General features: G+C 55.3%; 10 protein-coding genes and 1 pseudogene. 5 read left to right on the forward strand and 6 right to left on the reverse strand.

What is annotated here, in order from left to right:
• The first annotated feature begins 2 nt into the window (after nucleotides 1-2).
• From pglZ to EIK79_RS15575, 3 genes are read left to right on the forward strand one after another with little or no spacing between them, the layout of a single operon-like run.
• A complete protein-coding gene (gene pglZ, locus EIK79_RS15565) occupies nucleotides 3-2,153 on the forward strand; it encodes a BREX-5 system phosphatase PglZ (protein WP_124956328.1) in 2,151 nt (716 codons plus the stop codon).
• Nucleotides 2,154-2,159: 6 nt separating this feature from the next.
• Nucleotides 2,160-5,063 (forward strand): helicase-related protein, encoded by a 2,904-nt coding sequence (locus tag EIK79_RS15570; RefSeq protein WP_124956331.1) that lies wholly within the window; start codon nucleotides 2,160-2,162, stop codon nucleotides 5,061-5,063.
• Nucleotides 5,042-5,302: an ADP-ribosylglycohydrolase family protein gene (locus EIK79_RS15575; protein ID WP_303645421.1), complete on the forward strand. Its 261-nt coding sequence runs from the start codon at nucleotides 5,042-5,044 to the stop codon at nucleotides 5,300-5,302. The genes EIK79_RS15570 and EIK79_RS15575 overlap by 22 nt, the downstream gene beginning before the upstream one ends.
• Nucleotides 5,303-5,984: 682 nt before the next feature.
• Here the strand turns inward: EIK79_RS15575 and EIK79_RS18255 are convergent.
• The 5 genes from EIK79_RS18255 to EIK79_RS15590 all read right to left on the reverse strand — a co-directional run bounded on the left by EIK79_RS18255 (nucleotide 5,985) and on the right by EIK79_RS15590 (nucleotide 10,207).
• Nucleotides 5,985-6,149: a hypothetical protein gene (locus EIK79_RS18255; RefSeq protein ID WP_185715672.1), complete on the reverse strand. Its 165-nt coding sequence runs from the start codon at nucleotides 6,147-6,149 to the stop codon at nucleotides 5,985-5,987.
• 12 nt (nucleotides 6,150-6,161) lie between these two features.
• Nucleotides 6,162-6,776 carry a phosphotransferase gene (locus EIK79_RS15580; protein ID WP_185715673.1) on the reverse strand — a complete coding sequence of 205 codons (615 nt, stop codon included), beginning with the start codon at nucleotides 6,774-6,776 and terminating at the stop codon, nucleotides 6,162-6,164.
• A complete protein-coding gene (locus tag EIK79_RS18260; RefSeq protein WP_185715674.1) occupies nucleotides 6,668-7,027 on the reverse strand; it encodes a hypothetical protein in 360 nt (119 codons plus the stop codon). Before EIK79_RS18260 ends, EIK79_RS15580 begins: the two co-directional genes overlap by 109 nt.
• A gap of 1,303 nt (nucleotides 7,028-8,330) precedes the next feature.
• The gene (locus tag EIK79_RS15585; RefSeq protein ID WP_124956337.1) at nucleotides 8,331-8,885 is read right to left on the reverse strand and encodes a hypothetical protein; all 555 of its coding nucleotides are present in this window, start codon (nucleotides 8,883-8,885) and stop codon (nucleotides 8,331-8,333) included.
• Nucleotides 8,882-10,207 (reverse strand): NRAMP family divalent metal transporter, encoded by a 1,326-nt coding sequence (locus EIK79_RS15590; RefSeq protein WP_124956339.1) that lies wholly within the window; start codon nucleotides 10,205-10,207, stop codon nucleotides 8,882-8,884. The genes EIK79_RS15585 and EIK79_RS15590 overlap by 4 nt, the downstream gene beginning before the upstream one ends.
• A gap of 519 nt (nucleotides 10,208-10,726) precedes the next feature.
• Here EIK79_RS15590 and EIK79_RS15595 point away from each other — a divergent pair.
• Nucleotides 10,727-11,200, forward strand: a complete 474-nt coding sequence (locus EIK79_RS15595) for a hypothetical protein (protein ID WP_124956341.1) — start codon at nucleotides 10,727-10,729, stop codon at nucleotides 11,198-11,200.
• A gap of 665 nt (nucleotides 11,201-11,865) precedes the next feature.
• A complete protein-coding gene (locus EIK79_RS15600) occupies nucleotides 11,866-12,084 on the forward strand; it encodes a hypothetical protein (protein ID WP_124956343.1) in 219 nt (72 codons plus the stop codon).
• Nucleotides 12,085-13,170: 1,086 nt separating this feature from the next.
• Here EIK79_RS15600 and EIK79_RS18265 read toward each other — a convergent pair.
• Nucleotides 13,171-13,368 (reverse strand): annotated as a pseudogene (locus EIK79_RS18265) (RNA-guided endonuclease TnpB family protein); the annotation flags it as partial.

Consider the following 13,368-nt stretch of genomic DNA (forward strand, 5'->3'; position numbering starts at 1 on the left):
CCATGCCAGCGACCAAGACCCTCCCCCAGTGCGCTCACGACGCCATCGAGAGTGCCATCGATGAAGCCCCAGACGAGGAGCCGGTCATTCTCTGGTGGGACGACGGCGGCTACCTCCGTGACATCGTCCGAAACGCGAGCAAGCAACTCGGCTGTGCGTTCCAAGCCGTAGAACAGACGCCCCTCGAACTTCGCACAGAAGCACCACGAGACCGCGCTGTCTGGTACGTCCCACACGCCAGCAGCGACGACGTGGACTGGTTCAAAGACGTCGAGCACACCGGCAACGTGATCGAACAGCATATCGGGAAGCTCGCTGCCCGCTGTTTCGAGACCGACCGTCTGCAAGCTGCGTCCATTCGGACAGCGTACGAGGACGCCGATGATCGGGAGACCGTCGCCAAAACGCTCTATGAAGAACTGAACGGCGACGGTGGGCTTCCATCACTCCAAGGTCTCCAGACGAAGATCGTTCTCGACGGCCACGATGACCCGGTGCAGTTCGTGCTCGAACACGGCACGGAACAGCTTCCCAGCGGTGACGACCTGACCAAGCTTCAGGGACTCTTGGTCGACAACGGCATGACGCCCGTCGACGGCGAACACGACGCCCAGACCATCGTCGACCGAACGAGACGCTGGGGGGTCGCTGAGTGGCTCGTCGATGAGGGCTTGGACAAGTCCGTGCTGCCAACTGAGTACCAGCCCGAACCACACACAGGGATCGGCGTCTCCAGACCCGAACTTCGCTCTGTGCTGAGCAAAACCGAACGCAAACAAGAGTTGGCTCGCGTCTATCTCGACCCTACACAGCGGTTCTGGCACGACATCCTTCGCACCCACGACGATCCGTGGGACCTCGTGGACTGTCCGGTCGACGCTTCGCTCGAACACCGCCTCTGGGAGGAGTGGACGCGGTCGTTCTACGCCGGCGACTACGAACAGTGTGCAACTCAGGCAAAACGACGCCACGAACGCCTCAACGCGACCTACGGCGACGTTCCGTGGACAGAACTCTGGGATCAGGCCATCGATATTGCGACGCTTGCGAACGAACTCGAAACCTGGGAAGAAACCGGTGATACTGGTGACGTCGTGAAGCTGTACGGCGACGTAGAAGACGGAACGTGGCAGATCGATAACGCTGTGTTCAACCTCATTGTCTCCGGTGAACCGGAAGCCGCGCTTCCAGAAGAGCATCCTGCAACTACGAAGCTCGATGATCTCCGTTCGTCGCTCGTTGAATCCAGATATCTAGACTACCTCACCGATCTCGGTGAACTCGTCGCAGAGCAGATTGACGCCGGATCCCCGTTCGTCGGCGAGAATCACGTCCACCAGTTTTTCGCTGAAGAACAGGAACACCTCCAGAGCGGCCAGAGCGTCGCGCTATTCATTGTTGACGCACTGCGCTTCGATCTGGCTCACGAACTCGCAGAGTCCATCCGGTGTGAGCTTCCCCAGCTCGAAATAGACGAGAGCAAGTGGGTTAGCACGCTGCCCTCTGACACCGAGTTCGGGAAGGCAGCGCTCACCCCCGGCAGCAAGTTCAGCTTCAACATCGAACTGCAGGACGGAGAACTCGTTCCCGAACGAAACGGACGCAAGATCACGAACTACTGGCGACAGACGCTCCTCGAAAACGAGGGATGGACGTACATTGTGCAAGACGACGAGTACGAGAGCGGTTGGGGGCAGTCCCGCGTCGCTTACTACTGGAACGACATCGATGAAACCGGCGAGACGGAACTCACGGACTTTGAAGAACTGTTCAGCGACCGGATCGACGCTATCTCTCGGATCATCTGTGAAAAACTCGGCAACAGCGGGTTCGACCGCGCCTACATCCTCTCGGATCACGGCTTCGTCTCACTCCCCCGACACGTCGACATCGACGATCTGCATCCACCGAGCGACGCTGAGAAAGTGACTCGTCGGTGGATCGCCGGCGAAGATCTCGACGAGGACGCACCCGGCGTCCTGTTGGGCGAAGACGCACATCTGGGCTACCTCAACGACGATACCAAAATCAGCATCCTGACGGACCCGATTCAGCGTTTCAGGAATCAGGGGCTTCCAGATGCTCGATTCTACCATGGGGGCGTCCTCCCACAAGAGTTCGTCTTGAACTTCATCACAATCACACAGGAGTAATGAGCTATGAATGATCTCGCATCCGGAGACGCGATTCTCCTCAACGATCAACCCGCTGAGGTCATCAAGACATACTCCGTCGGTGATCTCGATTATCTCAGGACCTACGTCGAGAACGTCGGTGTGAAAACCGTCTGCGTCGACGACGTAAACATCGAGTCAAGGCGAGAACAGCTCGGTACACTCGATACAGCGATTGCAGAGCAACTCCACCCAGATCACGATGCGGTATCGGCCGAGTGGTTCGACTTACGCTCACAAGCCCTCCAGCTTCAAATCGCACACGAACAAGGGCAACTACTCAGTATCTCAAACTCGCTGGTTCGTCTCGAACCGTACCAGCTCGCCGCAGTCAACTGGGTCATGCAGAAGCTCCGCCAGCGAGCGCTCATCGCCGACGACGTCGGACTGGGAAAGACCATCGAGGCGGGGCTTATCCTCAAAGAGCTCACTGTACGCAACCGTGCGGATCGGGTGTTGTTTGTCGTCCCAGCCCATCTCCAGAAAAAGTGGATCCGAGACATGGACCGCTTTTTCGATATCTCGCTCACTCCGGGCGATCGCCAGTGGGTCGAGGGCGAGCGGCGACGGCTTGGCGAGGCAGCCAACATCTGGAACCAGGACCACCAGCAGATGGTCACAAGTATGGCGTTTCTGCGTCAGGAAGAGTTCCGCGACGAACTCGACAACGCGTTCTGGGATGTTGTCGTCGTCGATGAAGCACACAAGACAGCCAAGCGAGGCGAGTCCCCGAGCAAGACTTCGAAGATGGTCGAACGTGTTGCCGACAACTCCGACTCGCTGTTGCTCCTCAGTGCGACGCCACACGACGGCAAAGGGGATGCCTTCGGTTCTCTCATCGAGTATATTGATCCGTTCCTCGTTGCAGAAGATCAAGAGCTTTCAAAGGAAGCGGTCGACCGCGTGATGATGCGTCGTGGCAAGCAGACGATCTACGACGATACCGGTGAACGAATTTTCCCGAATCGCGAGGTTGGGACGATCCCTGTCGAGCGGACACACGAAGAGCGGCAGTTCTACCAGGCAGTCACCGAGTACGTCAAACACGTCTACAATCGCTCAGAGCAGCTCAACGAACCTGCAGTCGGGTTCGCGATGGCGCTGATGCAAAAACGCCTTGTGAGTAGTATTGGAGCGATTAAAGCCACACTAAGCCGCAGGCTTGCGAATCTTGTCGACCAGCAATCCACTGCAACCTCGCTTTCTGAAGGAGCTTCAGCCTATCTCGAAGGCGAAGATCTCGACGAAGCAGACAAGCAGAAAGCCGAGGAAGAACTCGCAGGTCTCACCATCACCGAGAGCGATGCTCAACTCGAAGAAGAAATCGAAACGCTACGTGACCTCGTCTCGCTTGCTGAAGGTATTCCAGTCGATTCCAAGGCCCAGAAGGTTCGTCGCTACATCCAGCAATTACTTGAGGAGAACCCGAACGAGAAGGTACTACTCTTTACAGAATACCGTGACACACTCGATTACATCCTCGGTCTCGTGAAAGACGAACCGTGGGCAGACGAAATTCTCGTGATCCACGGTGACATCGATAAAGGGGATCGAGCGAAGATCGAAGACGAGTTCAATCACGGGCAGTCTCGACTGCTCTTCGCGACAGACGCAGCAAGCGAGGGGATCGACCTGCAGCACAGTTGCCACATCATGATCAACTACGAGTTGCCCTGGAATCCCAACCGGCTCGAACAGCGGATCGGCCGTCTCCATCGGTATGGCCAAGACAAGGAAGTGAAGGTGTGGAATTTCACGTTTGAGGACACTCGAGAGGGTGAGATCTTCGAGATGCTCCAGAACAAAGTCGAGAACATTCGGGGGAAGCTTGGGAACACCGCCGACGTCCTCGGGGTGCTCGACGACATCAATGTAGACTCACTCATCATGGAGTCCATCCAGAATGAGGAGCCTGCGAGTGTGACCAAAGAGGAACTTGAGGAACTCATCGACGAGCGCCAGCGTACACTTCAAGAGTGGTACGAACGCAGCCTCATTGACACGAGTACGTTCGACCAAGAAAGTCGGGAGAAGATTCAAGAAGTAATGGACGAGTCAGAGGACGTCTACGGGACCGAGGCCGACATTCACGAGTTCGTGGAACGCGGTGTCGAGGCCCTGGGAGGAGATGTCGAGAAGGCCGGGAACAATCTCTACAGAGCCCAACTCCCTCGCCCCCTTCGGCAAGCGGACGAAGAATACGGTCCGTTCACGTTCAGTCGAGACTTCGCTATGGACCACGATGGTATCGACTACGTCTCGCCCGACGATGATCTGGTCCAGCGACTCATGCAGCAAGTGCTAGAGAGTGAGCACGGCGATGTTGGATTGAAGCTTCTCCCGTTCGTCGACGCATCAGGAATTGCGTACAATTACCGTGTGAAGTTCGAAGACGGAACAGGCGAGGTCATCCGCGAAGACATGATCCCTGTGTATGTCGATGCCCGCCACCACGATCCCCAACAGCGAATAGGGCAGCGTATTGTTCAGGGTGATAGTATCAAAGGATCGCCCGACACTGATCGCGTACGATCGCTCATTCAGAGTCAGGAGCAGTTGCGAGCAGCGGCTGATCGTTATATCAGTCAGCAGGTCGCGTCTCTGAGAGAGGAACTACATGAACGCCGTAGAGAGGAAACCCAGCAAGAACTGGATGACCTCAAGGAGTATGCCAAAGCAGAACGCAGACGGATCGAGGAGTTCATTGAAGACTACGAACGGAAGGCAGAGGCCGGATCGAATATGGATATCGCGATTCGGGGACAACAAGAACGCCTCAACAAACTTGAACAGCGTATCGAAGACCGGCGTCAGGAATTGCAACGGAAGGCTCAGGTCATCTCACTCGCGCCCGACGTAGAGAACATTTGCTTTGCTCTTCCGGTCTAAGTGGCGATCCGAGTGAGAGCGCTTCCCTGCCGACGTCAGGATACGTGATTCATACCCTCCAGACGGCGCTCCACGACGGCCTCCATGCAGGAGATGTTGAGACGGCGATCGTCCGAAGTGTGAATCGCGGCGGTGATACGAATCCCATCGGCGCTGTCACCAGAGCCATCGCCGGAGCCCGCTTTGGGGCAACTGCGCTTCCCGACCGCTGGCTGGCAGCACAGCTCATGAAACTGTAACCAGAGTACCGCATTATTCGGAATCAGCACAGAAGGGATGAATCGACGGTCATATCGCCTCTCCTCAGTCGGTATGGCAGTATATTCATATAGGTTAGTATGTATTACCGACATGGTGACTATCGGCATGGTATAAACGTCGGATACATTCATCCTCGCGCGTAGAGACGGCCCACCGAACCGAGAGGGAATGAGACAGACCTCACAAACTGTTCCATCGGGACGTTCTTCATATTGCAGATGGTGTGTTCCGAGCGCAACTGATCGGGTAGCGCACGATCTGGAAACACTGGAAGTGGTGGTGTGTGATCCCCGGCTCGTCACGTGGTTTTTCACTCCCAATCCGGGGTGTCTGCACCAGTCGATCGGAACACACCGACGCCGACGCTGCCAGACGGAGTGTAGACGGAACACCGGCTCTGTCGATCAGACCATGATTGAAGCTCGTCATGATGATTGTCCTCACACCCATTCAAGCGCCGCATTGTGCTGCGCCATGTAATCAGCAAGCGTATCGAATGGCTGCCCATGCGGCATCGGTCGCGTCCTACGCTGGAACATCACCGTCGCGGGCAGTCGGTGTGAGAAGATCTTCAGCAGCGTTGAGTAAACAGTCGATTCGCACCTATCTCCAAATAGTACCAAAGCATGTCGATCGACGACTGGCTCAGATCGCCTTTGCTCAGCTGTCGATGTGTGCATCAAGTAGTTCGATCGTCTGTTCGTAGGTCGTTATCCAATCGAAGTCCGCAGCGTGTTCGATGAGATCGAGCAGCATCCACCGGACCCCATCGGGTACCTGACCGTGCTGTCCTGCTGGTTTGGCTGGTCCACCGGTAGTGGTCATGTAGTGAGATGGTCAATGAGATCGAACCCACCGATGACATCGATCTGCTCTGGGGACGCGTTTTTTGACGGCTTTAGCAATGCTAGCCTCTGCGTCGATATCGGTGGTGACGACATACACGTACGGGATAGCTTCCTGCCCAAGGTTCGATGGTGACGCCAGCAGGGGTGGTATCTGCGCTTTGGATGTGATCGTCAGGACGGTTCGCCAGTAATCGAACTCGCCCGGTGCTGCGAGTGCGTGCTCGAAGTCAATCATGCAGCTCACACGGTCATCTGTCACTGAGACGTGTTCGGACGTTGCCCAGCCGTGACAGCAGACAGGATTGCCTGCGCCCTCGAAGAGATCCGAATGATCGGTGAGGACATCGATGACGGTATCGACGATGTCGGCGTGTCCGTGTTGGTCGGGGACTGACCGGTGACGACGGACATACGCGATTGCAGCGGTGTGCCAGTCGCCCGCTTCGGTAATCGCGAGTTCGCCGCTCTGTGGCTGGAACTGGCCATACGTGTCGATCAATCGATCAGTTTCAGCATGTAAGGTCGCGAGACCACGTCCCGCGGCGAATGCCCACGTTTCGTCTGTGTCCCTTCCTGTGTCGACTGGGGGGCGTCTGGATGCCACGCGGCGACGAAGTGATCGTCTCCCACAAGTAGTATCCGCGGTACTGGGACGGATGTCTGTTCACCGATGAATGCGGCTACCCGTACCTCGATCGCGGCATTCCCTGTCGGGCCAGTATCGCCTTTGTACACGGCGCGATGGCCATTGACGGTGACTTCATACACTTCGTGGGGTGGAACGTCATGCAGTTGGCGCACGATGCTGTAGCTCTCAAACGCTGCCGCGAACGTATCGTGGACAGTGTGCCTCATTGGTAAGTTGCCACGTGACGGATGGCGATCGGCCGTACGCAGGACAGTGCTACGGCTACGGCCGAGAGAAGGTGTCCAGACGGTTCGGGCAGTCGATAAAAATGGTTTCGGTCAGTCCTTACTACTGATTGCATGTTTGCACAGAAACGTGCAACTCACCCCCAACCCGCACTATCTGCCCGGTTTTGGTCGCCTCACGAGAACAATATAGCAACCGACAGCTGCAAATTATACGAAATCCTTAGGAAAAACGTGAATCAATGAGAACCGAGCGCCACAAAGACGGCTCATTCAACGTCTATATGTCGCGTGTGAGGCTTTATCCGCTACAAACTCAACTGTAGAGATCGCCTGTTTTGAACCAGTGTACCAATCGTTGATATCCGTCACCATAGACGAGTGTATAAGCACCACCATAGCACACACCGATCAGAAGCAGCGCCCAAAGTACAGACAGTACGATATTGCGCGTATCGATCGTGGAGTAGTGTATAATCACGTCATACAGCATATCAATTGGCAAGCAGACAATGAACATACCGTATTGTGCGACATCGAATCGTCCGAGTTGACGGAGGGATCCCGAGCGAGAGATGAATAGGGGCGTTCCAACGATCCCTCCGAGGATTGTCCCGACCATCGGCAAGATCGCTAGGAGTGCGTCTGGAGGCAGGAGATATACCCCAAGCAACGCAAAGGCTGGGTACACGGCCCAACCCACCAGAAAGAACGTCACGATCACGCGGACTGCTGATCGAAATCGAGACACAGTATATTGGCATGGATATTTGAATAAGTATTCCTCGTTCTGCTTACAGTCACTCTCTCCTGCGAGTTGCTAGCCTGCATCTCCGCACCGTAAGTGCCAAAACAGTATTTGCGGAACATTCCCCAGTCGTCCCGAACCACTGGCTCCGCCAAGTGGTACCGACTTGTATGATTAACCGGCTACGAATGCCACCAACCGCCACTGAATCGGCCTGATCTGCCCGCTCACTCTCTCCATACGACATGAGTGAGGAAATTGCGTAAATATTCTTGAGAAGCACGAACCTAGTCTCAAAAGCCCCTTCTCTGAGCAAACAGCCCCAGCGTTGATGTCACCCTGTCATCATGTCCCTGCTGACAGGGGAATGAACCACGAGTACCACGCAACCGAGGTGAGTACCGATGAGTGACCACCGAAATCTTTACCGGACAGTACAGTCGAGAAGTTCCTCCGGCAGGGCAGAAAAGATCCGCTCCGAGTGGGGGAATCCCGTAGTTCAGTCGTGGGAGGACATCAATCAAATACGATTCATCTCTACCCGAGCGAGACCGTCCGGTCGGCCCAGTCCTTTAGCATTGACAGGGCCTCCCGTTCCCGCCGCGAAACCGGGTCGTCCGTCCCCAGCTCATCGCTCTCTAAGGCGTTCAAGATGACGTACTCCGCGCGATTGCAGTAAGCCATGAGGCGTTTCGGTTCACTGGCTTCGTGCTGATAGGGGATGGTCGCGTCGTTGATAAACACCGCCCGCGGGTCCGCGGGCGCGGCATCTATAAGCTCCTGCGCTCGCTCTGTGTTGTTCCTCGCGAGCGCCACCGACTCGTCTGTCGTCTTGCCTTCATATCGGGGCGCGTGGGCGTTAAGGACGCCGAGCCACGCACCGTCGGGGACGTCCGTAAATCGATCCAGACGCCCTCCCAGAATCTCACCGCCGCGCTCGACCTCGGGCGCAAACTCCCAGACGACCATACCCTCTGGCCCATTGTGTTCGACCCAGGTTTCAAGCGCACGGGCAGTAAGACGGGTCTTTCCCGCCTGTGAGGGGCCGACGATCAGCGTCGATCCTGCGAGTGGGAATGAAACGTCTGTCACGCGAGGACCGCCTCCTCGTGGACAAACTTCGCGAACAACCCGGCCGTTGCGATGCCGAGTGCGGCTGCGAACACAAGGATCGCACCTGAGAGGAGATCGAGACCGCCCGCAACCTGTTCCCAGACGAAGTTCGCGGCTAGACCTCCCGAAACCAACAGGAGGGTCAGGCCGCCGAGGTTCGAGAACGTTGAATTGGATTCCGGGACCACCTCGGAGTTCAGGAGGTAGAGCACGACTGCGATGGCGAACGGCGTCCCGACAGTGCCGATCGCGAGGACGAGCGCAAGTTGACTCAACACAGGCCCGCCGATGAACGCGCCCAGCGCGGAGAGCAGCGCGGTGGCGACCAGCAGCCAGCGATATCGGTCGTCCTCGACGGTTGTCCCCCAGCCGAGCTTGTCCGCGACCAGAAATGGGAGGACAATGGTGTTTCCCCCGAGGGTTGAGACGGCGGCGCCCGCGAGTCCGAGGAGGAACAGTCCCTTCGCGCTCTCACCGACTAGGGGACCGAGCGCGTTCGCTGCCTCAACCGTCGAAAGATCACCCGACGTGAGGACACTCGCAACCACGAGGAAGATCGAGACGCTGTAGATCCCGAAAGCAATGAGCATGGAGGCAACAACGTCGAACGTCGCCAAGCTGTACTCCTCGCGGAGCCAGCCCCTCGTCCGCATCGTGTAGGAGTGCATCGTGATTAGCGTGATATGCACGGCGCCGCCCAGGATGCCCGCTGCGACGAGGGCACTTCCCCGCGGAAGGGAAGGTACGAGCCCGGACACAGCGGCGCCCATGTCGAGCGGCACGACGAACAGTGAGGCGACGAACGTAATTACGACGCCCGTCACGAGCACCTTCGCCACAGCTTCGAGGAAGCGATAGCCTTGGGTGGCGAGCCCCGCAGCAAGGACGAGTGCCCACACGACGCCCCAAACGCGGGCATCGATTCCCGTGAGGGTCGCTGAGACAGCAGCGACGGTCTTCATAATCAGCAGCTGTGCGCTGCCAGCGGCCAGCACCACGTCGATAACGAGCAGCCAGGCCCACGTGTCGCCAAGGTGGTCCTCGATAACGCCGACAATCCCGCGTTCTGTGAGTAAGCCAAGACGCATCGCGAGGTACTGCGCCAGTGCGCCGGCAATCGCCGAAAGAACAACGACCCAGAAAAGCGCGTAATCGTACGAGCCGCCCGCGGTGATTAGCGACCCCATCGTCGCAGGACCGGCGGCAATCGCGCCAGCCACCCACGAGGGCCCCATCTCGCGCAGGTAGGATCGGACGCTGCCCCGGTCGAGTGCCGTCACGTCGGTTCGTGTCTCGCTCATCGTTGTCCGGATTGATCCTCCCACTAATAAACGTGCTACGTTCATGAGTAGTACATTGTTGATGGAGTGCTGTCTTGCAATTCACGTCGATTGGAGCAACTCCGTATTCGATGCTGTGGGTAGCCAACACGGACGATCACCACTGCCCGAGCCCTACTGATGCCCATATCGACAATCACCTATAGATGAGTGTTTTGCGGATTGCGAGCGTGATACGGAACAAGCAGTGCGGGTCTGTGTTGCGAACAGTGTCTCAACCGCGGCAGTGGCTTTCGTCACTCTCTAACTACTCCCCGATTCCGCTCGCGTCGAACTCCTCGCGCAGGTCGTTCTTGCTACAGATGGCGCACTCAATCATGTCGTCTCAGTTGTCGGATACAGGGAGGCGTGATGTCAACAACAGCCAGTTGTCAGAGTACGACAGGATAGCTGATGAACAGTACGAACCAGCATCTGAACGGTACCGTAAGGACGCGATTGTGATGCGTGATAATACGATTGTTTTCCGAATGTTTTTTGATGGAAGAGAGTGAAGATATTATAAATAAGATAATGAATAGAATACAAAAATTGATATTGATGGTATTGTTAGTTCTGTCGGGTAGTATTGCTGGCTGTCTCACTACCACTCCTACTACAGGAAATACTGACACTCCTACCGCAGGAGAGACTCGACCCAATAATTCCATGGCTAACAAGAGTGGACCAATCCAAGCGAATGTAGTAGCGGATCCTCCTTCGAGTGCAATAATCATCTCTTCAAATGATGATCGGCTTGATGATGTAAAACCGATCCAGAAAGTAGTTGAAAAAGCGATTGCAAAAGATGCTACTCGTGGAAAAGCAGGTATAAGGCTTGAAGACGAGCAATTCACAAGAACTGATGAATCACTGAAAAAGTTGCCAATATATAACGAAACATTAGGTGAAGCTGGACATTACATCAGACACGATGGTACAGTGGTTCGAGTGAACCTGCTGCTAGAGCAGTGAAATTGTCATTCTTTGATAACATATGTGCCAACGATGATATCTACTGAAACTATATTCCGTCTGTGATTGGTCGTGAGGTTTGAGGTCGTTTACAAACTGAGTTCTATGAGACCGGCAGTGTGTTGTCGTGGTCGGCGTCTCCAACATTGTTCGGTGGACGGTCCCGACTAATCAAAAAAGTCTGTGTCTACTTCGAAAACGGTGTGTGTCCGCCAATCGTTGGGAGGGCTTCAACTGACAGCCCCATGAGTCAAAATCCATTCGAGTTGTAGAATGGTGTTGTCTCTTACCACGGTGAGAAGGTGTCCTTTACGCCACGGCAAAAGCTCACATAATAACCGATGATAGAGGGGACGTGACGTAACTTCACTCTGGGCAGCAGTCTAGCATGGTGAGGACAACAGTGTTGTTCATCGTGAGAGTTAGCTCTCAGGCTGATCAACGGGGTGGACAACAGCCTGTCGCTTGAGCATTTTGAGGGGAACTGCTCAGAGAGGGCATCACGTCCATCAGCATATATCACAGTGAAAATCACATACCGGCGATCCGACATCTGGTGAACGACGAGTAGTTGTGATCAGGGGACGATGTCAGGAAACGATTCACCACCCGATAGATATCACGACTATATATTCGAGTAGGCCTCACCACAGCTACTAGGTATTATGCAAATCAAATCAATCTACGACAGAATTGATAACTGGGTGCGGAACCTCTCATCGCTTCAGTACGCGCTTTTGGCTTGGGTCGCTGCATTCAGCGTCGGTGTTCCCACCGGCCTCATGTTCCCGTCAAACACCTTCCTCAACGCAGCACTGACCGCTGCAGGGAGTGCAACTGGGGTCGCGCTTGTCGTTTACCTCACGGGGATGCCAAATGGGTGATACCGCGGACATCACTGTTGTTAATACAGTTGTCGATCCACAGTGTACATCGCATGTCCACTTCGTCCAATGAGCTCACCAAAACTGAACTGCAGGGGAAGACGAAGCGGACCTGCTCTGAGATCGTTTTAGATGAATTCTTGTAGGACAAATAATACATTGCCCACACAATCATGTAATATATTACACAACCAACAATTTTCAATACTATTATTGAAAGAATAAATTGGTGAAGTAAAATAGGACAGAAGATGTCGACGCCACCTGATTCGATAGAGATGACTACGGGACGCGAGGGCCATCGATCTCAGAGAGGAAGAAGAGACGACACAGGGAGCAACCGCATGAATAGTTTCAAGTCTGGTTCAGGCAACCTTGATTTCAGTGAGAATGACAGCAGTGAAGAAAAAGAAACAAAAGAGGCTGCTGATAGCGAGATATCTACTGATTCAACGTCTAGTAACGCCGCCACCTCGGCCCAGCAGTCGCCATCGTAAGCAGAAAGTTCATCAGAGCGAACAAACTCATCAAAATATCCATACTTTGTTCGGCGAACCAATGTTGGCGACGAGCGGGAGAACCGGCTCGAAATCCCGTTCGGGACAAGGTAGCCGACCGAGAAGCTAAGTTCCGGACCGAGCTTGCTGAGCAGTTTGGGGTAGATGAGGTCCCAAACGCGAGTTTGCCCTCCTCGCGGCCTACAATGATCCTGAGCAAGTTGCTGAGCGTATGCGAGAGGAGGGATTTGGAGAGCTTGAGTAAGAACCACCCCCAGGAGCTGTAGAAACACTAAGACGAATACTGATAATAGCGCCATCATTACACAACATCCGCTAGTCACGCCTATCCATTCGGCACGTGCTCCCCAGATGAGTGGGTGCCATCATAAGCAGCCTCGATCACCGCAGGCGCGTCGCATACCGTTTGTAGTGTTGGATCTTCGATTTGACTGTAGGTGATAAGATCGTGGGAGAGCGTCTCTGTGTAGAAATCGTCGTCATTGGTGAAAACGATGTGACATCCTCCCCGCCGTAAACGGCGGGGCTTCCCTTTCAAGGGGATTCCGGCCGACCGTGGCCGTAGGTTTCAGCCCGAATACACCGAAAGCGTCATCTGTGCGGGTTTCGCACTCGTCTTCCGGTGGACTGTGGCGGTGTCACTACCGCTCCCGTCCTGTGGTGAGTCATCGCGTTCCGGTTTCCAAGGAACGCTCTCTCCCCACGGGTCTACGCGACGTGCAATGTTCGCCGCCGTCGCCAGATTCCACCGGAATCTGGCTGCCCG

It is taken from the genome of Halocatena pleomorpha, from assembly GCF_003862495.1.
Lineage (GTDB): Archaea > Halobacteriota > Halobacteria > Halobacteriales > Haloarculaceae > Halocatena > Halocatena pleomorpha.

Excerpts from the sequence above, each read along its gene's own strand:
- EIK79_RS15595 (WP_124956341.1), top strand. The coding sequence starts at position 10,727 with ATGGAAGAGAGTGAAGATATTATAAATAAGATAATGAATAGAATACAA.
- pglZ (WP_124956328.1), top strand. The coding sequence starts at position 3 with ATGCCAGCGACCAAGACCCTCCCCCAGTGCGCTCACGACGCCATCGAG.
- EIK79_RS18260 (WP_185715674.1), bottom strand. The coding sequence starts at position 7,027 with ATGAGGCACACTGTCCACGATACGTTCGCGGCAGCGTTTGAGAGCTAC.
- EIK79_RS15590 (WP_124956339.1), bottom strand. The coding sequence starts at position 10,207 with ATGAGCGAGACACGAACCGACGTGACGGCACTCGACCGGGGCAGCGTC.
- EIK79_RS15600 (WP_124956343.1), top strand. The coding sequence starts at position 11,866 with ATGCAAATCAAATCAATCTACGACAGAATTGATAACTGGGTGCGGAAC.
- EIK79_RS18255 (WP_185715672.1), bottom strand. The coding sequence starts at position 6,149 with ATGACCACTACCGGTGGACCAGCCAAACCAGCAGGACAGCACGGTCAG.
- EIK79_RS15570 (WP_124956331.1), top strand. The coding sequence starts at position 2,160 with ATGAATGATCTCGCATCCGGAGACGCGATTCTCCTCAACGATCAACCC.